The organism is Rhodococcus sovatensis (assembly GCF_037327425.1).
Lineage (GTDB): Bacteria > Actinomycetota > Actinomycetes > Mycobacteriales > Mycobacteriaceae > Rhodococcoides > Rhodococcoides sovatense.
Window position 1 is genome coordinate 5,337,661 of record NZ_CP147846.1, and the last position, 20,014, is coordinate 5,357,674.

Annotated in this window: 22 protein-coding genes; 8 read left to right on the forward strand and 14 right to left on the reverse strand. The window is 62.5% G+C overall.

The annotated features are described in order from the left end of the window. The first annotated feature begins 17 nt into the window (after window positions 1–17). Window positions 18–1,325 carry a serine/threonine-protein kinase gene (locus tag WDS16_RS24850; protein WP_338888562.1) on the forward strand — a complete coding sequence of 436 codons (1,308 nt, stop codon included), beginning with the start codon at window positions 18–20 and terminating at the stop codon, window positions 1,323–1,325. A 21-nt stretch (window positions 1,326–1,346) separates the two neighbouring features. On the opposite strand, the gene WDS16_RS24855 is transcribed toward WDS16_RS24850, so the two are convergent. Next, window positions 1,347–3,557 (reverse strand): putative bifunctional diguanylate cyclase/phosphodiesterase, encoded by a 2,211-nt coding sequence (locus WDS16_RS24855; RefSeq protein ID WP_338888564.1) that lies wholly within the window; start codon window positions 3,555–3,557, stop codon window positions 1,347–1,349. Window positions 3,558–3,710: 153 nt separating this feature from the next. After that, window positions 3,711–4,394 (reverse strand): TetR/AcrR family transcriptional regulator, encoded by a 684-nt coding sequence (locus WDS16_RS24860; protein WP_338888565.1) that lies wholly within the window; start codon window positions 4,392–4,394, stop codon window positions 3,711–3,713. Between the two features lie 68 nt (window positions 4,395–4,462). Here WDS16_RS24860 and WDS16_RS24865 point away from each other — a divergent pair, with 68 nt between their 5' ends. Then, window positions 4,463–5,584, forward strand: coding sequence for an FAD-dependent oxidoreductase (locus WDS16_RS24865; RefSeq protein ID WP_422395714.1), 1,122 nt, complete (start codon window positions 4,463–4,465; stop codon window positions 5,582–5,584). A gap of 53 nt (window positions 5,585–5,637) precedes the next feature. Next, window positions 5,638–6,288: a uridine kinase gene (locus tag WDS16_RS24870; RefSeq protein ID WP_338888566.1), complete on the forward strand. Its 651-nt coding sequence runs from the start codon at window positions 5,638–5,640 to the stop codon at window positions 6,286–6,288. Window positions 6,289–6,462: 174 nt separating this feature from the next. On the opposite strand, the gene WDS16_RS28255 is transcribed toward WDS16_RS24870, so the two are convergent. Beyond that, complete coding sequence (locus WDS16_RS28255) at window positions 6,463–6,708, reverse strand: hypothetical protein (RefSeq protein WP_422395715.1); 246 nt, start codon at window positions 6,706–6,708, stop codon at window positions 6,463–6,465. A 104-nt stretch (window positions 6,709–6,812) separates the two neighbouring features. Between WDS16_RS28255 and WDS16_RS24880 the strand changes: the two genes are divergently transcribed. Then, entirely contained in the window at window positions 6,813–7,748 is a 936-nt protein-coding gene (locus WDS16_RS24880) for a GlxA family transcriptional regulator (RefSeq protein WP_338888567.1), read from the forward strand. 41 nt (window positions 7,749–7,789) lie between these two features. Here the strand turns inward: WDS16_RS24880 and hppD are convergent, their stop codons facing one another. Further along, the gene (gene hppD / locus WDS16_RS24885) at window positions 7,790–8,995 is read right to left on the reverse strand and encodes a 4-hydroxyphenylpyruvate dioxygenase (protein ID WP_338888569.1); all 1,206 of its coding nucleotides are present in this window, start codon (window positions 8,993–8,995) and stop codon (window positions 7,790–7,792) included. Between the two features lie 160 nt (window positions 8,996–9,155). On the opposite strand from hppD, the gene WDS16_RS24890 reads away from it, so the two are divergent. After that, on the forward strand, window positions 9,156–9,671 hold the full coding sequence (locus tag WDS16_RS24890; RefSeq protein WP_422395716.1) for an Lrp/AsnC family transcriptional regulator: 516 nt from the start codon (window positions 9,156–9,158) through the stop codon (window positions 9,669–9,671). A 6-nt stretch (window positions 9,672–9,677) separates the two neighbouring features. Here the strand turns inward: WDS16_RS24890 and fahA are convergent, their stop codons facing one another. The 5 genes from fahA to WDS16_RS24915 form a co-directional block, all read right to left on the reverse strand. Then, window positions 9,678–10,844, reverse strand: a complete 1,167-nt coding sequence (fahA, locus tag WDS16_RS24895) for a fumarylacetoacetase (protein ID WP_338888570.1) — start codon at window positions 10,842–10,844, stop codon at window positions 9,678–9,680. A gap of 16 nt (window positions 10,845–10,860) precedes the next feature. Continuing rightward, window positions 10,861–11,649, reverse strand: coding sequence for a hypothetical protein (locus WDS16_RS24900; RefSeq protein WP_338888572.1), 789 nt, complete (start codon window positions 11,647–11,649; stop codon window positions 10,861–10,863). Continuing rightward, window positions 11,646–12,839, reverse strand: a complete 1,194-nt coding sequence (locus WDS16_RS24905) for a homogentisate 1,2-dioxygenase (RefSeq protein WP_338888574.1) — start codon at window positions 12,837–12,839, stop codon at window positions 11,646–11,648. The genes WDS16_RS24900 and WDS16_RS24905 overlap by 4 nt, the downstream gene beginning before the upstream one ends. 64 nt (window positions 12,840–12,903) lie before the next feature. After that, window positions 12,904–13,431, reverse strand: a complete 528-nt coding sequence (locus tag WDS16_RS24910; RefSeq protein ID WP_338888576.1) for a MarR family winged helix-turn-helix transcriptional regulator — start codon at window positions 13,429–13,431, stop codon at window positions 12,904–12,906. 101 nt (window positions 13,432–13,532) lie between these two features. Further along, window positions 13,533–13,799, reverse strand: a complete 267-nt coding sequence (locus WDS16_RS24915) for a hypothetical protein (RefSeq protein WP_338888578.1) — start codon at window positions 13,797–13,799, stop codon at window positions 13,533–13,535. A 300-nt stretch (window positions 13,800–14,099) separates the two neighbouring features. Between WDS16_RS24915 and WDS16_RS24920 the strand changes: the two genes are divergently transcribed. Then, window positions 14,100–14,474, forward strand: coding sequence for an Lsr2 family protein (locus WDS16_RS24920; RefSeq protein WP_338888580.1), 375 nt, complete (start codon window positions 14,100–14,102; stop codon window positions 14,472–14,474). A gap of 131 nt (window positions 14,475–14,605) precedes the next feature. Beyond that, window positions 14,606–14,893 carry a hypothetical protein gene (locus WDS16_RS24925; protein WP_338888581.1) on the forward strand — a complete coding sequence of 96 codons (288 nt, stop codon included), beginning with the start codon at window positions 14,606–14,608 and terminating at the stop codon, window positions 14,891–14,893. A gap of 20 nt (window positions 14,894–14,913) precedes the next feature. Here the strand turns inward: WDS16_RS24925 and WDS16_RS24930 are convergent, their stop codons facing one another. Further along, window positions 14,914–15,225 carry a hypothetical protein gene (locus tag WDS16_RS24930; RefSeq protein ID WP_338893642.1) on the reverse strand — a complete coding sequence of 104 codons (312 nt, stop codon included), beginning with the start codon at window positions 15,223–15,225 and terminating at the stop codon, window positions 14,914–14,916. A 195-nt stretch (window positions 15,226–15,420) separates the two neighbouring features. On the opposite strand from WDS16_RS24930, the gene WDS16_RS24935 reads away from it, so the two are divergent. Continuing rightward, window positions 15,421–15,807 carry a MerR family transcriptional regulator gene (locus WDS16_RS24935; protein ID WP_338888582.1) on the forward strand — a complete coding sequence of 129 codons (387 nt, stop codon included), beginning with the start codon at window positions 15,421–15,423 and terminating at the stop codon, window positions 15,805–15,807. A 543-nt stretch (window positions 15,808–16,350) separates the two neighbouring features. Here the strand turns inward: WDS16_RS24935 and WDS16_RS24940 are convergent. The 4 genes from WDS16_RS24940 to WDS16_RS24955 form a co-directional block, all read right to left on the reverse strand. Then, window positions 16,351–17,118 carry a TetR family transcriptional regulator gene (locus WDS16_RS24940; RefSeq protein WP_338888583.1) on the reverse strand — a complete coding sequence of 256 codons (768 nt, stop codon included), beginning with the start codon at window positions 17,116–17,118 and terminating at the stop codon, window positions 16,351–16,353. A gap of 56 nt (window positions 17,119–17,174) precedes the next feature. Then, on the reverse strand, window positions 17,175–17,960 hold the full coding sequence (locus tag WDS16_RS24945) for an SDR family NAD(P)-dependent oxidoreductase (protein WP_338888584.1): 786 nt from the start codon (window positions 17,958–17,960) through the stop codon (window positions 17,175–17,177). Then, a complete protein-coding gene (locus WDS16_RS24950) occupies window positions 17,957–18,949 on the reverse strand; it encodes an SDR family oxidoreductase (RefSeq protein ID WP_338888586.1) in 993 nt (330 codons plus the stop codon). The genes WDS16_RS24945 and WDS16_RS24950 overlap by 4 nt, the downstream gene beginning before the upstream one ends. A 154-nt stretch (window positions 18,950–19,103) precedes the next feature. After that, window positions 19,104–19,970 carry an AraC family transcriptional regulator gene (locus WDS16_RS24955; protein ID WP_338888587.1) on the reverse strand — a complete coding sequence of 289 codons (867 nt, stop codon included), beginning with the start codon at window positions 19,968–19,970 and terminating at the stop codon, window positions 19,104–19,106. Window positions 19,971–20,014 lie beyond the last annotated feature (44 nt).

The following is a 20,014-nucleotide window of genomic DNA, read 5'->3' on the forward strand; positions in this document are numbered from 1 at the left end:
ACGAACGGGAGTTCACGATGGCAGGCGGGGAGCCTGATCTCGGTACAGATCTGTTCGCAGGCCGCTATCGGCTCCGTGAGGTGCTCGGCCGCGGTGGGATGGCCGACGTGTATCGCGCCGACGACCAGGTGCTCGGCCGCTCGGTCGCAGTGAAGATCTTCAGACACGGTCAGCCGCTGAGTGCACCTCGCATCGACGCCGAGACTCGGACCCTGGCTGCGCTGTCGCACCCGGGGCTTGTCACCTTGTTCGACGCTGGGACTGCATCCGGCGGCCCGTATCTGGTAATGGAATTCGTCGACGGCCACACGCTCGGAACGTTCCGGTCCGGACACGCACTTCGGCCCGCAGCGGTGGCCCGCATCGGTCACGAGCTTGCTCAGGCGCTGGCGTACATACACTCTCGTGGAGTAGTCCACCGCGACATCAAACCGGCCAACATTCTGCTCGGTGGTTCGCCCGCGGCACCGACCGTCAAGCTCGCCGATTTCGGAATTGCCCGCATCGTCGATGCCGAAAGGCTGACCGAGCACGGAACAAGCGTCGGCACAGCGCATTACGTCAGCCCCGAACAAGCCACAGGTGTCACTGCCGGACCACCGTCCGACGTCTACTCGCTGGGCCTCGTGCTCATCGAGTGCCTTGTCGGGCGAATGGTGTTCGAGGGCAGTGCCGTCGCGGCGGCCGTGGCCAGGTTGCACCACGATCCCGTGGTCCCGGTCGAGTTCGGCAGTCAGTGGTCCTCGCTACTGACCGACATGACGTCCCGACGCCCGCAGGATCGACCGTCGGCAGCTGATGTTGCGTCCCGTCTGCGGATGGTCGACACCGGTTCGCCGTCGGCAACCGCGGTGATGAAGATCCCGGCCGACGTCCCAGCTGTCGTCCCGTTCGAACGCGATGACGGTCGACGACCAACTCGCGCTTGGGTTCTGCCGATCGCCGCCGTGGCCGCCCTGTTGCTCGCCCTCGCGCTCGGTTGGTCGGCATTCGAGTCCGACGAGTCTCCTGTCCTCGAGCCGGCGGGGCCGTCCACCTCGGAGATTCTGCCGGCACAGACAACCGCGCAGGCCACTGTCGAGTCGGCGCCGGAATCGGTGTCGCTTGCCCCTGTCGTCGTTCCGGCGCCGGTCGTTCCCCTCTCCCCAGAACCCGTGCCTGTGGAAACCGCGAACCCGAACAGCGGCGCTCCGGGAAACAGTGGCAACGGAAACAACGGCAACGGGAACGGCGGTAACGGGAACGGCGGTAACGGGAACGGCGGTAACGGGAACGGCAGTAACGGCAACGGCAATGGAAACAACGGCAACGGAAACCGCAATTGATGCGCGCAGGTGTTCCGACGGCTACGGGCGCGCGAACCTGTTCACTCGAGCGTTTTGCAGCAGGTCCGTAAGGAGTTCGGCGTTCACCGGACGACCGAGTAGATAACCCTGCGCGAGATCACATCCTGTGGCCACGAGCGAGTCGAACTGTGCCTGCGTTTCGACGCCCTCGCCCACAACGGTGACGTCGAAAGCTTTGGCCAGAGCCACGATTGCCGCTACCACCGCTTGCGCGCGTGGATTGGGCAGCGCGGCGATATAGGACTTGTCTATTTTGAAGCACTCGAACACTGGGTAGCGGTCGAGGTACGAGATCGAGCTGTGGCCCTTGCCTAGGTCGTCGAGAAGCAGCGCGATACCCATCTCGTGGAGCGCAGTGAGGGTGTCGGCGACCCGTGCGGTGTCGGAGACCCAGATCGTTTCGGTGATCTCCAGTCCGAGAGCGTGGGGAGGTAGGGCGGTTTCCTCGAGCACTGCAGCGACGTCGGCTGGGAATGCCGAGCTGCGCAACTGCAGGGCGCTGACGTTCACCCTGATCGCAATGTCCCACTCAGCACGCCACTGTGCTGCTTGACGGCACGCCGTCTGCAGCGCCCAGGAGCCGAGAGCTGTTGCCAGTCCGGTTCGTTCGGCAACGGCAACGAACTCCGCGGGCGAGATGGGTCCGAATTTCGGGTGATCCCAGCGTGCCAACGCCTCGACTGCGACGACGTCGCCGGACGCGATGTCGACGAGCGGTTGATAGTCGAGGGTCAATGTGCCGTGGCCGAGAGCGTGTCGGAGGTCGGTCGACAGCAACCGAATGCGTTCGGCGTCGTACATGTCGCCGGTGTCGAACACCGCGTAGCCACCGGAGCCGCTGTCTTTGACGCGATACATGGCCAGGTCGGCACGGTGGATCAGATCCCGGCGTGTCGTCCCTGGTTCCGACACAGCGATTCCGATGCTGACGCTGAGCGGGGTGGGTGCTTCGCCGGAGGACAGCGGTGCCGCAATCGCTGTCTCGATGTGATGGGCAAGTTCCTCGGCGTGGGCGACGCTGTCGATGCCCTCGCAGATGACCAGGAATTCATCGCCACCGAGCCGTGCGACGGTGTCTTGCTCGCGAGTTGCCGCGGTGAGTCTCCGAGTGAACCGGATTAGCGCGAGGTCGCCGGAATCATGCCCGAGGCTGTCATTGATGATCTTGAAATCATCGATGTCGAGCAGGAGTAGTGCCACTGATGACGAGTCCTCGCGGGCGCGGGCCAACGCGTCGTCGATCACTTCGTAGGCAAGTGTGCGGTTCGGCAAGCCGGTGAGGGCATCGTGCATTCCGCGTAGACGTAGCTGACTGTCGAGGTCGATACGGGTGAGCGCTGTCGACACGATGCTTGTGATCGCAGTGAGGAAAGAGACTTCCCACTCTCGATAGTCGCGCCGGTCCGACGAGTAGATCGCTAGCGCACCCCACAGTATTGCTGTCGAGATGGGCACTGCGACGCCGCTTCGGAGCCCGAGACCGGTCATCGTTGTCGTCTGGAATCGCGTCTCCCCGTCTACGTCGGCGCAGACCACCTGTGTGTTGTGCTTCAGCGCGTACCCGGCCAACGATTCGTCACCGGCGCGCACAACGGCATCTGTTCCCAGCACACGGGTCACGGCGTCGACACGCAGGGTGCTGTCGGTAGAGGTGTGGTGACGAAAGATCACGGCGGATTCGACACCGAGCAGAGAACCGGCAGCTGCTGTTGCGGCGGACAGGAGTTCCGGGAGGTCGGCGTCGACGGCCATCCGGCTGAGCTCGGCCAAGGCCTCCTGTTCGGCTGCGTGATGCTGAGCTGTGACCGCGGCTGCCTCCAGTTCGGCGTCTCGTCGATGTCCGACGGTGCGATCGCGAATGATCGACGCGATCAGATCTGGTCGACCCTCCGCGCGGCGGACGATGAAACAGCAGACGGCGGCAGGTATGCCTGCGTCGGTCACGTGATGCCGTAGCTCGCTGCGGCCTCGCCAGAAACCGTCGTCGCGCAACGCGCTCTCGACCTCGCGTGCCACCTCCAGGCCGCGTGCGGTGAAGAACTGCGCAGTGGTCATCGGGGGGTTGGTGGGAAGCTTGTCGAGACCGACGAGAGCCAGGCCGGAGGGATTGACGTAGACGACTTCTCCCTCGAACTCGGAGAGGGCAACAAGGTCAGGGGACAGCTCGAGTAGTCCCCGCAGAATTGCGGGGTCGTCCGTTGGGTCGGGCATAGGCCATCCGTTCGTATCCACACGGCATCAGTGCATCGAGCTGGGCCACGTCGTATCGTGTCAGGTCACAACGATCGGGAGACCTCGCTGTCATCCGTCACGGTGTCATCGCCGCGCGGCGACAGAATGTTTCCCCGGACGCCCGAATACCAATCATCGTTGTTGTGAAACACGGCTCTCGATTCCGGCGAGGAGGTAGTCCACGCCGGCGAGGAATTGCATGCGGTCGTCGTGCCCGGGCACTTGCGCAGCTATCCGGTGAAGAAAAGGGAAACGTGCGGGGTCCAGCTCGGTCCACCGGTGTGCGACCGAGGCAAGGGCCGTTGTTCGGTCGGTCTCGTTCCCGTGCAGTCGGGCGTTCGCTGCGTTCGCCGCGTTCTGCCCGGCGGCGCCGAGGACGAAGCTCACCAACGCAGAAGTCGCGTCGAAGAGCGCCCGGTCGGGCACACCCAACGCTCGAACCTGGGTACCGAAGACCTCGAGAATCCTCGCGGTCGCCATCTGCCCGATCTCGCGGGCGAGTTGAGCACCGATCCACGGGCGCGCATCGATGGCGTCGAAAAGTGCGAGTGCAGTCGTCGTGATCGACGCGCGCGGGCTTGCCTCGTCTGCTGTGTCGGCAAGGATCCGGGTCACCACGCCATCGGTGGCAGCGCCGAGCAGTTCGCTCTTGTTTCGGACGTGCCAATAGATTGCCCCGCTTCCCGTGGCAAGTCGCGTCGAGAGCGCCCGGAACGTCAGAGCGTTCTCGCCGTCGGTATCGAGGATCTCGATCGCTGCGTCGACGATCCGCTCGTGGGAGAGCGCGTCGGCCCGTCGTTCGTTCTTGCGTGCCATTCGTTCATCTTGACATACTGGAACGTTGTTCCAAGATTGTGGAACAACGTTCCAGTCAGGAGATCATCATGCAGATTGCCATCATCGGTGCGGGCCTCGGTGGCCTCACCCTCGCCCGAGTCCTCCACGTCCACGGCATCGACGCAACGGTGTACGAGGCCGAGGCGTCCGCTGCGGCGCGCACGCAAGGCGGCCAACTCGACATTCATGAGATCGACGGCCAAGTTGCGCTCGCTGCGGCGGGACTGATGGAGGAGTTTCGGGCCATAATCCACCAGGGCGCGGAGGCGACTCGCGTGCTCGACAGCTCCGGTGCCGTCCTCTTCGACGAACCCGACGACGGCACAGGCGGACGCCCCGAGGTGCTGCGCGGGGATCTACGGCGGATTCTGGTCGACTCCCTACCGGCCGAGACGGTCAGGTGGGGCAAGAAGCTGATCGGCGTCGAGCCGCTCGGCGACGGCAGGCACGGCCTGACGTTCGCCGATGGATCCGCGGCGATCTCCGATCTCGTGGTCGGTGCCGATGGTGCATGGTCGAAGATTCGTCCGCTGGTGTCCTCGGCGACGCCGAAATATGTCGGGGTCACCTTCGTCGAAACCTATTGTTACGACGTCGACGAGCGGCACCCCGCCGCATCGGCGGCAGTCGGCAGCGGAGCGATGTTCGCGATGAGTCCCGGTATGGGAATCGCTGCGCACCGTGAGGCAGGGGGCGTCCTGCATGCTTACGTCGAGGTGAACCGTCCCGCCGAATGGGTCGATGGTGTCAGTTCCACCGATGCTGCTGCCGCGAGAGCCTACGTTGCCGCCGAATTCGCTGGTTGGGCAACCGAACTCACGTCGCTGATCACCGCTGCTGATACCGCACCCGTTGCGCGGATGATTCATGCACTCCCGAACGACCAACGTTGGGATCGTGTGCCCGGGGTGACGCTCGTCGGTGATGCCGCGCATCTGATGCCACCGTCGGGGGACGGTGCGAACCTGGCGATGTTCGACGGCGCCGAACTCGGCAGGGTGATCGCTGAATATCCCGGTGACATCGAAACCGCCCTCGCAGAGTACGAATGCGCCCTGTTCTCGCGAAGTGCGGCAGTAGCCGTCGAGGCGCACGAGACGCTGGATCGGTGCCTCGGTGATCGCGCTCCCTACGGCTTGATAGAACTGATCTCGGGCGGGGCCGCGTAGATTCCTCGTGGGTTCTAGACTTTGTGCGCGCGAAGCCCTCGGCAAGGAGAGTCATGATCGACGTCATCGCGAAGCAGGTGCTCCGGGCCGTGCCCCGTGGCCGGGCACTTGTCGCAATCGACGGTGTCGACGGTAGCGGCAAGACCACTTTTGCGTCGAACCTGGCCCATTCGATTGTCGGCCGGCCCGTAGTCGTGCTCCATGTCGACAACTTTCTCAATCCTGCGGCAACACGACATGCCAGGGGACGCTGGTCACCGCAAGGGCACTGGCTGGATCTGTATGACTACGAGTCGTTCTACTCCGTCGCCCTGAACCCTCTGCGGCGCGGCGGTGACGGCTGGTACCGGCCTGCGTCGTACGACCCGGAGACCGATGCTGTGCAGCTCGCCGACGCCGTGCACGCGCCCGATGATGCGATCGTATTGGTCGAGGGTCTGTTCCTTCATCGCGCAGAGCTGGTAGACGTCTGGGATCTGTCGATCTTCCTCGGCGTTCCAGTCGAGGAGATGGTTCGACGTCTGTCCGAGCGGGACGGCACCAACCCCGATGCAGAGCACGAGACTACGCAACGATACGTCGGCGGACAGCGAATCTACTTCGAAGAGGTGAGGCCGTGGGATCGGGCGACCTTCGTCGTCGACAACGCCGATGTTGAGAACCCATACATCGTCGATCCCGCTGCGCGACAACCGACGCAATGACCCATGCGCGGGAGGGTGCTACGCGGGCGTGATGTCGCGGCCGGTCGTCGAACGAATATGAGCGGGCATGTCGCCGCTGCGATCACCGGTGTTGACCGTGCTCGACGGCTCGAACAGAAGAACGGATGCGCCATCGGCAGACGAGGGCTTGTGTTCGACCCCACGCGGAACGGTTTACACCGATCCGGCGGCGAGGCGGACGATGCGTTCATGTCCCGGTGTTTCGCGCAGTGCGATGTCGAGCTCGCCGCTGAGCACGTGGAAGAACTCGTCGGTGTCGACATGGCGGTGCCAGACGAACTCGCCTCGGACTTTGACGACTCGAACGTCGTAATCGTTGACGCGGGTGACGATGTGCGGGCTCCACTCATCGGTGAACGTGTCGAGGGCACGGTGGAGTTCCACTGGTTGCGTTGTCATGGATCCGATTCTGGTTGGCGCCTGGCCATGGAAGTGAGTGCTATAAATTGCACGTGTCGAAAGAAAACTCTCACTCACCCGACCGATCGCGAGATCATCGCGTGGTGGTCATCGTCGACGAGAACTCGAATCCGTTCGAGTTAGGCTGCGCTACTGAGGTATTCGGTCTGGATCGGCCGGAGCTTGGTGGGAAGCTGTACGACTTTCGGCTGTGTGCCCCCGAACCGACGACGAGAATGCGCGACGGGTTCTTCTCGTTGACTTCGGTCGAGGATCTTGGGGCTGCGGACACCGCGGATACGCTGATAGTGCCCAACCGGCCGGACACCGAGGTGCCGCGCCGACGGGAGGTGTTGGACGCGGTGCGGCGAGCTCACGACCGTGGCGCTCGGCTCATCGGATTCTGTAGCGGCGCATTCACTCTCGCCGAGGCCGGAGTGCTCGACGGTCGTCGGGCCACTGCCCATTGGCAGTGGTCGGATGTATTTCGCAGACGGTTCCCGCAGGTCATCTTCGAGGAGGCCGTGTTGTTCGTCGACGACGGCGATATCCTCACCGCAGCTGGGAGCGCCGCAGCATTGGATCTGGGGCTGCACGTGGTTCGGCGCGACCACGGTGCGGAGGTTGCGAACTCGGTCAGCCGCCGGTTGGTGTTCGAGGCCAACAGGGACGGCGGGCAGAAGCAATTCATCGAACGGCCGGTTCCGGCTCTGTCGTCGGAGTCGCTCGGTCCGCTCACGTCCTGGGCAGTGGAGCATCTGAGCGACGCGATCCAGGTGGCGGACCTTGCTCGTCAGGCTCACGTCAGCGTTGCGACGCTGCATCGCCGATTCATCGCCCAACTCGGCACGACTCCGCACGCGTGGCTCACTCGCGAGCGCGTGCGGATGGCATGTCGGCTGCTCGAACGCGGCGATGCAGACCTGACTGCGATCGCGGCGGCCACGGGTGTGGGTACCACCACGACGCTGCGTTCTCTGATGCGCCGAGAGACCGGGCTCACTCCCTCGGCGTACCGTCAGAGATTCGGTGGGCGGTGATATCCGCGGTCTACACGCTTCCGCACTGACATCCCACCAAGTCAGAAGTTCCCGCGAGCCTCTTGCTCACGCTCGATGGCTTCGAAAAGTGCCTTGAAGTTGCCGATACCGAAGCCGAGTGATCCGTGACGCTCGATGAGCTCGAAGAATACCGTCGGGCGGTCCACCAGTGGCTTGGTGAAGATCTGCAGGAGATACCCGTCCTCGTCGCGGTCGACCAGGATGCCGCGCTTCTGCAACTCTTCGATCGGTACTCGAACGTTGCCGATCCGTGCGCGCAGTTCGGAGTCTTCGTAGTACGAGTCCGGGGTGGCGAGGAATTCGACACCGGCGGCGCGCAGCGCATCGACCGAGGAGAGAATGTCGTTGGTGGCGAGAGCCAGATGCTGCGCGCCGGGTCCACGATAGAACTCGAGGTACTCGTCGATCTGTGAGCGCTTCTTGGCGATGGCCGGCTCGTTCAATGGAAACTTCACCCGATGATTGCCGTTGGAGACGACCTTGCTCATCAGCGCCGAGTAGTCGGTTGCGATGTCGGCACCGACGAATTCGGCCATGTTCGTAAATCCCATGACGCGGTGGTAGAAGTCCACCCACTCGTCCATCTTGCCCAGTTCGACGTTGCCCACGACATGATCGAGTGCCTGAAAAATGCGCTTGGGAGCGCCTTCCGGTCGCTGCAGCGTCGACGCGCGCGGCACATAACCCGGCAGGTACGTGCCGGTGTATCGGGAGCGGTCGACCAGCGTGTGCTGGGTATCGCCGTACGTCGCAATCGTGGCTGTCCGTACCGTGCCGTGTTCGTCGGAGGTATCGGTCGGCTCCTGCAGCACTCGCGCTCCCTGAGCTCGCGCATGCTCGATGCATCGGTCCACGTCCGGCACCGCAAGGGCGATATCGATGACGCCGTCGCCGTGCCGGCTGTGGTGGGCGATCAGATCACTGTTCGGATCGACGGCTCCCTTGATGACGAAACGCACTGCGCCGGACTTGAGCACGTATGCGTGGTGGTCACGCTGGCCGGTCGTCGGACCGGAGTACGCAACCAGTTCCATGCCGAACGCGGACTGGAAGAAGTGAGCGGTCTGCATCGCGTTGCCGACCACCCATACGATGGCGTCCCAGCCACTTACGGGAAAGGGATCTCGCTTGTCGTCGTACTCGACGAGTCCGACGAGCTGTCGAAGCTGATCGGCGTCGAGATCGGCCAGTCTTTCGTCATCGTTGAGAATGCTGTCGAGGCTCATGAAGTCTCCTGATTGGATCCAAGTTGGGCGAACTGTTCGATTGAGCCCAACATCGAGGCGACAGGGTGTCAATCGGTCGGATAACTGCTATCCATGCTGTACAGATAGGGCAGGTCAAGGCAACTATTGCTATACCATCTGTATAGAAAACTGGAGGTGCATGATGGAATCCGCATTGGACGAGTTGGACAGAGCGATGCTTGCTGCGCTGCATGACAATTCGAGGATTGGCATGCTCGAGCTGTCGCGAACGCTCGGGGTGGCACGCGCGACGGTGTCGGCCCGGTTGCAGCGCCTCGAGGACACCGGCGTCATCACCGGCTATCAGCCTCGAATCGGGTTGGCTGCAGCCGGTTATGGGGTTCAGGCGTTCGTCACGTTGGAGATTGCTCAGGGCGCGCTCGGTGACGTCGTCGCCGTTCTGGAGCAGATACCCGGGGTGTTGGAGGCATTCGCGACGACCGGGGCCGGAGATGTGCTGTGTCGGGTGGCTGCTGCCTCGCACGACGATCTGCAGCGAACGCTGATCGTACTCAACCAATCTCGTACAATTGCGCGGTCGACCAGTGTGGTCGTGCTCTCGGAGTTGGTGGAGTTTCGAGCGATGCCGTTGCTGAACACCGCCGAGCCAGATCGAACACCGAAAGCCCCTGCCTACCGGCGAACGCGCGAGTAGGTGCCCTCAGGCCGGTTTGATACGACCACGGACATCGCCGAATCCGATGCGAGATCCGTTGGGACCCGTCGCACTTGCGGCAATGACGACGTCGTCGCCGTCCTCGAGGAAGGTGCGGGTCTCCGATCCTAGCGTCACGGGTTCGGCGCCACCCCAGGTCAATTCGATGAACGCGCCGCGCTGGTTCTTCTCGGGTCCGGAGATGGTGCCTGAGGCGAACAGATCGCCGGTTCTACTGCTTGCGCCGTTGACGGTCTCGTGGGCCAGCATCTGAGCCGGCGACCAGTACATCGTACTGTAGGGCGGGTGAGAAACGACGTGCCCGTTCCACGACACGGTCAGATCGATATCGAGAGCCCAGGAGCGAGATTCGCGGAGGTACTCGAGCGGCTCGGGGTCCTGTACCGGCGTCGAGACCCTCGCCTGCTCCAAAGCGAGCAAGGGGACCATCCAGGGCGAGATGGACGTCGCGAAACTCTTGCCGAGGTTCGGCCCGAGCGGCACGTACTCCCAGGCCTGGATGTCGCGGGCAGACCAGTCGTTGACGATGACGGCCCCGAACACATGCTCGGAGAACTGATCCGGCGATATGGGACCGTCGGACGGAACGCCGACGACGAAGCCCATCTCGGCTTCGATGTCCAGCCGTCGGCTCGGTCCGAAGGTGGGCGACGGCTCGTCGGGTGCCTTACGTTGGCCGCGAGGCCGGGTGATGTCGGTTCCGGAGACGACGACCGTGCCTGCCCTGCCGTGGTACGCGACGGGCAGGTGCTTCCAATTCGGTAGCAGCGGTTCGACATTGGGGCGAAAGAGGCGGCCGAGGTTGGAGGCGTGGTGCTCGGAGGCATAGAAGTCCACGTAGTCGGCAACCTCGAACGGCAGGTGCATCGTCACCGAGTTCACGGAGTGGACCGCTTCCGAGGGCACCGTGCCGCCCGTGAGCATCTCGGTGACCGACTCGCGTGCCTCCACCCACCGACTCCGCCCACGGCCCATGAACGCATTGAGGCTCGGCGATGCGAAGTCCGGATCTTCCACAGCAACGTGCAGATCGATCACGCTGTCGCCGTACCGAATTCCGACACGCGCGGGTGTGCCGGGGGTGCTGAATACGCCGTACGGCAGGTTGTCGATTCCGAATTCGGAGTCAGTGGGAATCTCGATGTGCGTCATGCACGGCGCTCCTTGATCATTGGGGTGGGAGGAGTCCGAGGCGTACTAGATCGTCCAGGGGTTCACGGATGCTGCACGTGTCGAACGATGCGAACACGCGTTCGGCCGCGATTCCGGCAAGGTGTCCGGCGAGGACCTCCTCATCTCGGATTGCCAGTACCTTCTCGAGCTCACCGACGCGAGCACCGCTGTGTGCGGCCTGCGCCGTGAGGATCACGTTGAGAAAGCCATGTTGCTCGAAGCCGCTGTGAGGATCGGTGTTACGGGCCGCGTGGTGCAGGCCTGCAGTGGCCTTGAAGTGAACCTCCCGCTGCGCCGCCTCGTAGATTGCCGACGCGAGTTCCTGCTCACTCGGGTACAGGTCGGCGGTGACACCGCCGGTCCTGAACTTGGCGCGATAGCCGAACTCGTCGACGGCGTCGAAGATGTCGCCTCTTCGAGAGTCTCGGGGAATCTCGACATAGATGTCGATGTCCTGGGTGATGTTGCGCAGTGCATCGATGTTCGTGCCGTCGGGGACTGCCACTTCGATGGCAACGACCGTCACCCCGGCTGTGCGGTCGGCGGCACGCAGTCCGGCCTCCACGCTGCCGGGGCCGGCAGGCGCGGTCAATGCCACTTCCATCCGAGCCCCCAGGTGCAGCTCGGTCACGCGATCCATGGGAACGATCAACGGGCCAACCAAGCCGGCGAATGAACTTGCTCGGTACTCGAGGTGTTGTCGCACAGCGACATCGAGCGGCGCGTTGCCGGGAGGAAAGACGGCGGCGTCGTCACACAGTCGACGGAAGAACGGAGGAATCATCGGTTCGGTCCCCGGCCTGCCCACGTCCACGCATACCCGGTGTCCTCGCACGCGAGCGCACCTTCGCCGAGCTCGAGGGGGCGGAACGTGTCGACCATGACAGCCAGTTCGTCGAAGAACTCGGCACCGATACTGCGTTCGTATGCACCGGGTTGTGGCCCGTGAGCGTGACCACCCGGATGCACCGAGATCGATCCCTGCCCGATGCCCGAGCCCTTGCGGGCCTCGTAGTCGCCGCCGACATAGAACATGATCTCGTCGGAGTCGACGTTGGAGTGGTAGTACGGCACCGGTATTGCCAGCGGGTGGTAGTCGACCTTGCGTGGAACGAAATTGCAGATCACGAAATTGGAACCCTCGAACGCCTGGTGCGCCGGCGGCGGTTGATGTACGCGGCCGGTGATCGGCTCATAGTCCGAGATGTTGAACGTGTACGGGTACAGGCAACCGTCCCACCCCACCACGTCGAACGGGTGGTGCGGATACACGTACCGAGTTCCGATGATGCCCGTCGAACCGCGGTGCTTGACTAGCACTTCGACGTCGCTTCCGTCGACGAGTAGAGGATCGATCGGACCGTGCAGATCGCGTTCGCAGAACGGAGCGTTCTCGAGTAGCTGCCCGAATTTCGACAGGAAGCGCTTTGGCGGTGCGATATGACTGTTGGCTTCGATGGCGTAGGCGCGCAGGGTGCCGTCGGGAATCCAACGGTGAGTCGTCGCGCGTGGAATGAGCACGTAGTCGCCTTGCCGTACCTGCAGCGCTCCGAACACTGTTTCCACCGTCGCGGAACTGGATTCGACGTAGATCATCTCGTCGCCGATCGAATTGCGATACAGCGGTGAGGGTTTCGATGCGACGACGTAGGAGAGTCGAACATCGGCGTTGCCGAGAACGAGGCGTCGGCCGGTGACGACGTCGGTGTCTGCGACGACGGAATCCGGAAACAGCTCGTGCAGCTTCAGGTGCCGCGGCATCAGGGGGTGATTCGGGGTGGTCGATTGATCGGGCAGTTCCCAAACCGTGGCATCGACGATGGCCGACGGTATGTGGCGGTGATAGAGCAGCGACGAGTCCGACGAAAAACCCTCCTCTCCCATCAGTTCCTCGTAGAACAGGCCGCCGTCGGGAGTGCGGTGCTGCGTATGCCGCTTCGGCGGAACCGATCCGAGCTGCCGGTAGTAGGCCACGTGATCACTCCTGTTGCTTCTAGTAGTTAATAGCTTAATTAGTTGAGTGTGATCTGCGCAACCGTCAATTGCGACCGCGGACGTCGAACTGGCTGCGGTTGGTGATGAGTTTGGTCAACAGCATCACCAGGATCCGCTGCTCGGGCTCGGTGAGAACGCTCGTCCACGCGTGCTCCCGTTCGTTCTGTTCCGTGAAGGTCTCGACCATCTCGGTGTGACCCTGTTCGGTGAGGGTGAGGCGCACCGAACGACCGTCCGACTCGTCAGGCGTACTGGCGAGAAGGCCGCTGGCGATGAGGGTCTTGGACAGGTTCGATACGGCTGCGCGGCTCATGCCCGTCAGCTCAGCGGCCCTTCTCGGCTCTATCGGACCCGCGAGCCATGTGACGAACAGTAGGCGGAACGACGACCATGACCAGCCTCTCGGGCGATGAACCGTCGCCTCCAAGTCGTAGGTGACGATATTCGACGCCCGGTTGAGTGTCAGCAGAACCTCGGTGGACAACTGATGCGCGAAGCCGTAGTCCCGGGCCAGCGTGGTGTTGGCGGTGTCGATGAACGACCAGAAGTCAGGCTCAGGTGAGTCGGTCACGGGCTCACTGTAACCAACAATCCATCTAATTAATACATTTATTACTTTTGTGACGCGATTGCAGTGCTCGGACCCGCTCGTCGTGCAGGTCGATCCCTAGGTCAGTGATTGCGCGCTCGCCAGACGCTAGCCGACTCGGCACCGACCCGCGGGTCGTGGGTCTGCTGAAAATTGCGACCACCGCGGGCGAACGTGCGCAGCGTTGCCGAAGGTACGGCCTGCTCCGGAACCTTCTCGAAGCACGCGACCCGTCGCAGCGAGCGTTCGTCAGTTACCGACATACCGCAGAGTCCGTAGGTGAGGGCACGCTCGACGCCGCCTGGCATTGGTGCTCGATAGACAGCATCTGCCGGATCCGAGTACTGCATACCGCCGAGCCTAGAGCCCGAGCTTGTCGCATGCCGATCACTTCGTCGTCGAATAGTCGTGGACGACTTCGGGAGTCCTTGTAGTTCAACCGTCAAGGATATTCTCAGCCTTTTCACAATCTTCGACCGATAAATGGACCGTTGGGTTTGAATATCGAATTAATCGAAGCCAATGTGGGTAGACCGGCTGTGCCCATATCGGAATCAGAAGAATGTGACAGGAGGACTCCCCGGAATTCAGGCTCAATCGGTAGTTGGCTAACCTGGTACTAATTCCCTCGACACGAAAGGCCTCGCACCGTGGCTAAGCAAGTCATCTATGAATTGGTCGATGACATCGACGGCACCTCGATCGACGAGGGCCAAGGCGAGTCGATCGAGTTCTCACTCGACGGCGTCGACTATGTCATCGATCTGAAGAACAAGAACGCCAACGATTTTCGCAAGAAGCTCGATTACTACGTCGGTTTCGCCACGCGCGTAGGTGGACGCAAGCGCAAGGTTGCATCGGCAGGAGCCGTCGTCAGCGCTCCCGCGCAACCTGCCGCCTCGACGAAGCGTGACCCTGCGCAGACGCGCGCAATTCGTCAGTGGGCAGCCGACAGTGGATATGACATCAACGATCGCGGCCGTATCCCTGCAGAGATCGTGGAGGCATACGAAGCAGCGAACTGATCCGGTCGAGCCGGCGCCGATCCGAAAGCTGGGCGGGCCATGGTCACCGCCCCGCTTCTTCGGCGCCGGTAACGTCCGTCTCTCTTTGCCCGACGTGACAGTTACGACAGTCGACGAAGGGTGTGACGAGCATGAAGAATGTCAGCCGAAGAATTGCGGTCCTCACGGGCATGATGGCGCTGCCGATCGCAGCGGGGGCCACAGTCGGTGCGGCGACCGCGAATGCCGATCCTTGGCACTACGGACCTGTCTATCGAGCCGAATCTTCCGGTGAAGGTGGGCAGTATCTCTGCAACAAAGCCCAGTCGCTCGAGCAGGCGTCGCAGTCGATCGTTCTGGTGCCGTGCACCAATGTGCCGAACACCGATGTCTGGTACCGAATCGTGGTGAACCCGTACAACTGGGGGTGGAGCGGGTAGGCATATCGTCGTTGGGCCGGTCAGGCCTTCGGTTCGCGTGTAAGGCGGAAGCCTTTGCTGCCCAAAACGACTCCGAGTGCGGCGCCGAGGCCTGCACCGACAAGGGGGAGGATGCTCGCCCACCAGTCGAAGATGAGCCCGGTGCGAACCTCGAACGAGATGTCCGTAGTTGTCTCGTATGCTCTGCTCATTGCTGCGCCGGGCAATGGTTCGTAGACGCCGTTGTAGTCGACTTCGGGCGCGAAGAAGGTCTCCTGGATCAAGTCCGAGAGCATCGGCAGGAGACCCACCGCGAGGCCGAGCGCCATGAGCAACAACACGAGTGCACGCATGGGTGAAGGGTACGTAACCCGCACAAGAATCTCACGTGGCTGCAGTAGACATCAGGCCTGCGTCGACGGTACTATTTTCGCGGACCGACGCTCGGTCAGCGCTTGATGCTGTCCGCTCGAACTGCCGGGAGTCGGTGGCACTTCGGTGCTGTGTTCTTTGCAGCAGCTCTCCTCGTGCCGGTCTCGAGTTCGAGCGTGAAGCACCCGAAGGGCATTGTGGATTCGCACATCAGTACAGCTGGCGAGGATTCGGCCAGCGAGAAGTTCGACGACGAAAACTATCCCGCCTACAACATCGGCACGGCCGCGCAAATGCTCGGTGCGACGCCAGGTTTTCTGCGTAGCCTCGACGAGGCGAAACTTCTGTCTCCGCACCGATCCGAGGGTGGTCACCGGCGGTATTCGCGGTATCAACTCAGGATCGCATCGCGCGTTCGGGATCTACTCGACGACGGTATGGCCCTCGACGCTGCGTGTCGCATAGTGCTTCTGGAAGATGAATTGGCCGACGCGCGAAGCCGCAACTCCGACTTGCAAAAGGCAATCGACAATCGAGCGAAGGCTCCCGGCACCGAGGTTTGACAGCCGACCTGGGTGGCCGGTCGACCTGGCTGCAGAAAAGTCGGAGGGCCCCGGTGCCGAAGCACCGGGGCCCTGGGGGGAATTACTACCATCTGTTTCCACTTGCCTGAAGCAACTGCAATGTTCGCCCCGAAAATCTTGTCTATGCGGGCGAACTGACGATACGCAACTCCTTCCTTCTTCCAATTTCCAGTTACACCTGCTCGACGGCGATGGTGCTGCCGTCGTCCTGCGTACTGCTCGCGGGCAGTTCGTTCTCTCCCGCGCCTTGCGATCTCTCTTTGCCTTACCGAAGGAACTATAATCAGACCGATCCCGAATGTCTACTCCCGCTGCCATAGATTTTTGATACTGGTCGGGATCGGTTATTTCGCTGGTCGCGGACGTCCGTCACCCAGGGGAGGCGTCCGCAAGCTCGACGCGGTGGATGCGCCACTGCTTGGGACGGGGGTGCAGGCTCGCAGCATTGCGGGCTGGGCGTGTGGCTGGCGTTCGACAGCTCGGATGGAGACCGCGGTCCCTAGTTTCACTCCATTGGAATTGTCAACTGATCTGGCCCCGCGGTGGCCTCCTTCCGTGAGATGCACCAACAGGTCGCGAAGGCGGGATCAGCAGGTGCACTCTTTCGACGAGCCCCAGTGCGGTGTTGGCATCGGCGCCGTCGAATACTGCTGTGTGAATGCCGCGCATCGCCCCGGTGAGGAGGTGTGCTGCAGCGAATACGTCTGTATCACCGTCGATCTGCTCCGCTTCGGTCGCAGCACGGAGCAGCTGGGCGATCGCATCTACGAAGCTGTCATGCCAACGTTCGGCTGAGCCCTCTGATTTCGGTACCCCGAGATTGCGGAACAGTACGTGGGTTCTCGGGGTGTCGTAGATGCTCGCTGCCGCGATACGAAGAAATGTCTGCAGCTGTTCGAGTGGGGTGCCCGGCCAGGTGGCTGCTGTCGATTTCTCGTGGATGCGGTCTATCAGCACGGTCGCGGCGTCGTCGACGGCAGCCTGGAAGAGTTCACGCTTGGTGGGGAAGTGGTGGAATGCGGTTCTCGGTGCGAGACCGCATCGGAGAGAAACGCTTTCGATCGTGATATCCGCGTAATCGGCATCCCGCAGCAGTTCCTGTGTGGCCTCGATCAGTCGGGTCGCTGCGGGCCCGGGTTCGTCGGTAGCCGACGACCCGGCCCAGCGATAGAGCGTCGTGGTGTGGATGCCCAGTGAGCTCGCCACGGTCGCCGGGCTCTCGGAACCGCCGAAAGCACGTGCGACGGCTTCCTGCCGATCAGCGAGTGTGAATCTGGAGACCCTGGCCATGCTCGTGACACTACATTCCTTGGAGGTGCCTGGACGGTGTCGCGTCCGGCTCGGACCTAGTGGAGCATCCGGTCGAGGGCGGGCAGTAGAACTCGCGCGGGGACGAGACCCGCCGCGATGGCCTGAATGGTGTTTCGTCGGCCCGAAATCACCTGCGGGCGAGACCGTCTGGCGTCGAGTGTACGCATTGCAGTGGACACGACGTCGGTCGGTGTTTGGTAGCTTCCGGCTGCTGCAGCGGTGTCTCCGATGACGTCGAAAAATTCGGTGCGGGTGGGGCCAGGGTTGAGTGCGAACACTCTGACTCCATGCTGGGCCGATTCGAACCACAGGGCCTGGCTGAAACTCAGGACGAATGCTTTGGCGGCGGCATACACCGCGAGTGACGGGACAGGCTGGAACGCAGTCGTGCTGGCAACGTTGATGATTGTCCCGCTCGTGCGAGCGATCATGTCAGGGAGGAATGCCGAGCAGACGTCCACCACGGCGCGGATGTCGACGGCGATTAGGCGCGCGAAGTCGTCGGCGTCGCCGTCGACGAACGGACCCTGAACGGCAAATCCGGCGTTGTTGATGACGAGATCGATGCGCTCGGGGACGACCTCCCGTAGCCGGCGTCCGCTCGCTTCCACCGACAGGTCCCAGGCGACTGTCCGGCAATGGATGCCGTGAGTTCGCTCCAATTCGTCCGCCAGGGTCGTCAGTCGGTCTTCCCGTCGTGCGACGAGCACGAGATCGGAGCCCCGGGCGGCCAGCGTTCGGGCGAACTCGGCACCGATTCCGGAACTCGCGCCGGTGACCAGCGAGCGCCCAGGCAGGTACCGTGGGCTGGCGCGGATCATCGGTGTAAGTCCACGGGCGTGCGACCACGCTCTGCGCTGGACCGGCGTGCAAACTCTTCGTACGAGGTGGGTGCATGCCCGAGCAGAGCCGGGAGGGTCGTCAGATCTCCTGCCGGTAGACCGTGACCGTCGTAGTAGGTCATCATCGTGCGGTACGCCTCGCGTGCATCTGGCGGCCAGTTCTTCATGTCACGAGGGTTCGACGCGGCCTGAGCGCCGCGAGCGAGGTGGCCGACCGAGTGCAGCTTCGTCGATCGCACAGCATGCCCGATAACCGAGGCGAGTGCAGGCAACACGTTGAGTGAGTTCGTCAGGGATGACGGGGGAATCCGGATGGCAGTCACCCGGTGGCCCAGCACGCGCGACCAGATCTGTGCCATCTCGTGGCGTGTGAGTTCTACCGTGGAGAGGTCGTAGGTGCGACCGGTGTGTGACCGCGGATCGATCAGGATGTTCGCCGCGGCCTCTGCGACATCGGCGACGTCGACAACACCCATGACGCTGTCCGGGGACACCGGGTACGGCATGACGCCCGCCTGCAGGAATTCCCATACTTCTAGGTAGTTCTGCATGTAGTGCGACGGTCTGAGCACCGTGGTGGGGATTCCGCTTTCACGCAGCAGGCCTTCGGCGATGTCCTTCTGGTGATGGTGGGTCAGTTGATGCAGGTGTGGATGGATAACGGAGTGGAATACGATGTGCTGCAGCCCGTTTGGAGGCCCTGACGCGATCAGGTGATCGATGATCGGTCGTTCGTCGATGATCTGAGTCGGTGCCGCGTGGTACAAGACGTCAGCCCCCGTCAGGGCGGTATCGAGGGTCTCGGCCGACCTTAGATCTCCTACGACCACCTCGGTCGCTCCGTCCTGCCGGGTGGTCGCAGCCTGGGCCGCATTCTTCACGACTGCGCGAATGGGCACATTCTGTACTGCGAGTTGTCGGATCAGTAGACGTCCGACTCCGCCCGCAGCGCTGGTCACTGTGATCATCAGTCCTCCTCGGCGATGAGTGCGGCGGGTGCCTGGCTCATTTGCGAATATTGCATACTGAGTGCATATAACGCAAGAGGTCGGGGTGGAACCTGCAGCTTCTGCGTTCAGGGCTGGGAATTGCCTGCGACACCTCGGATGGAGACCGCGGTCCCTAGTTACGCTCCACAGGAATCCACAGCTCGCCCTTCCCTGAGCTCCAGTCCTCGGACTTCTCGGTGATGGTCAGCAGCTCCGGCCCCGGCACCACTTGGTATGGATTGGACGGGAACCACTCGCTGAACGCGTCTGCCCACAACCGTTGCAGTGCGTCTGTGAGATTTTCCTGACTGGTGGCTTCGAACACAACCCACTTCGATGCAGGCACCGCCAGGTTGTCCCAGTCATCGTGAGCGTGGCTGGCCGCCACGGCGAAGTAGTAGTCGAAAAGGCTTCCGTCCTCACGCTCGGACTCGAATCCGGTGCTGACGAACAAGATTTCAGGCAGATCCGGTATATCGGCAAGCATGCGTAGCTGTGTCCCAGTTCCCGCGGGAAGGCTTCGATGGAATTCGGTCATGGCGAGGTTCTCGCCCTGATATTTCAGTGGGATTCGGGTCTTCCTGCCGACAATTGAAAACTCCGGTAGATCTACGATGCGGTATCGCATGGTGCGCCGCCCTCCTATGGTGAGTTGAAATGACACGGCTTGCTGCGAACGAAGGACAGCTCCAGGGCGACGGGCCTGCGACGGGGTCATGCCGTTCATCTGCCGGAATGCTCGGCTGAATGCATCGCCCGACGAATACCCATACTTCGCGGCGACCTCGAGTATGCCGGTGCCGTCGAGAATTTCCGCTGTAGCCAACGTCATTCGACGGCTTCGGACATACTGCGACAACGGTATTCCGGCCAGGGCCGAGAACACCCGCCTGAAGTGGTATTCGGACGAGAGGGTGATCCGCGCCAGGGTGGTTGGGTCTATCTCACCGTCGAGGTTGTCCTCGATGTAATCGAGTGCGGCGTTCCATCGTTCGAGCATCGCGTGTAAACCTTCCTTCGTTCTGATCGAAACGATAGGGGCGG

Bases quoted from the DNA above. Each gene is read 5' to 3' on its own strand.
- WDS16_RS24850 (WP_338888562.1), top strand. From the start codon at position 18: ATGGCAGGCGGGGAGCCTGATCTCGGTACAGATCTGTTCGCAGGCCGC.
- WDS16_RS24855 (WP_338888564.1), bottom strand. From the start codon at position 3,557: ATGCCCGACCCAACGGACGACCCCGCAATTCTGCGGGGACTACTCGAG.
- WDS16_RS24860 (WP_338888565.1), bottom strand. From the start codon at position 4,394: ATGGCACGCAAGAACGAACGACGGGCCGACGCGCTCTCCCACGAGCGG.
- WDS16_RS24865 (WP_422395714.1), top strand. From the start codon at position 4,463: ATGCAGATTGCCATCATCGGTGCGGGCCTCGGTGGCCTCACCCTCGCC.
- WDS16_RS24870 (WP_338888566.1), top strand. From the start codon at position 5,638: ATGATCGACGTCATCGCGAAGCAGGTGCTCCGGGCCGTGCCCCGTGGC.
- WDS16_RS28255 (WP_422395715.1), bottom strand. From the start codon at position 6,708: ATGACAACGCAACCAGTGGAACTCCACCGTGCCCTCGACACGTTCACC.
- hppD (WP_338888569.1), bottom strand. From the start codon at position 8,995: ATGAGCCTCGACAGCATTCTCAACGATGACGAAAGACTGGCCGATCTC.
- WDS16_RS24890 (WP_422395716.1), top strand. From the start codon at position 9,156: ATGATGGAATCCGCATTGGACGAGTTGGACAGAGCGATGCTTGCTGCG.
- fahA (WP_338888570.1), bottom strand. From the start codon at position 10,844: ATGACGCACATCGAGATTCCCACTGACTCCGAATTCGGAATCGACAAC.
- WDS16_RS24900 (WP_338888572.1), bottom strand. From the start codon at position 11,649: ATGATTCCTCCGTTCTTCCGTCGACTGTGTGACGACGCCGCCGTCTTT.
- WDS16_RS24915 (WP_338888578.1), bottom strand. From the start codon at position 13,799: ATGCAGTACTCGGATCCGGCAGATGCTGTCTATCGAGCACCAATGCCA.
- WDS16_RS24925 (WP_338888581.1), top strand. From the start codon at position 14,606: ATGAAGAATGTCAGCCGAAGAATTGCGGTCCTCACGGGCATGATGGCG.
- WDS16_RS24930 (WP_338893642.1), bottom strand. From the start codon at position 15,225: ATGCGTGCACTCGTGTTGTTGCTCATGGCGCTCGGCCTCGCGGTGGGT.
- WDS16_RS24940 (WP_338888583.1), bottom strand. From the start codon at position 17,118: ATGGCCAGGGTCTCCAGATTCACACTCGCTGATCGGCAGGAAGCCGTC.
- WDS16_RS24945 (WP_338888584.1), bottom strand. From the start codon at position 17,960: ATGATCCGCGCCAGCCCACGGTACCTGCCTGGGCGCTCGCTGGTCACC.
- WDS16_RS24950 (WP_338888586.1), bottom strand. From the start codon at position 18,949: ATGATCACAGTGACCAGCGCTGCGGGCGGAGTCGGACGTCTACTGATC.
- WDS16_RS24955 (WP_338888587.1), bottom strand. From the start codon at position 19,970: ATGCTCGAACGATGGAACGCCGCACTCGATTACATCGAGGACAACCTC.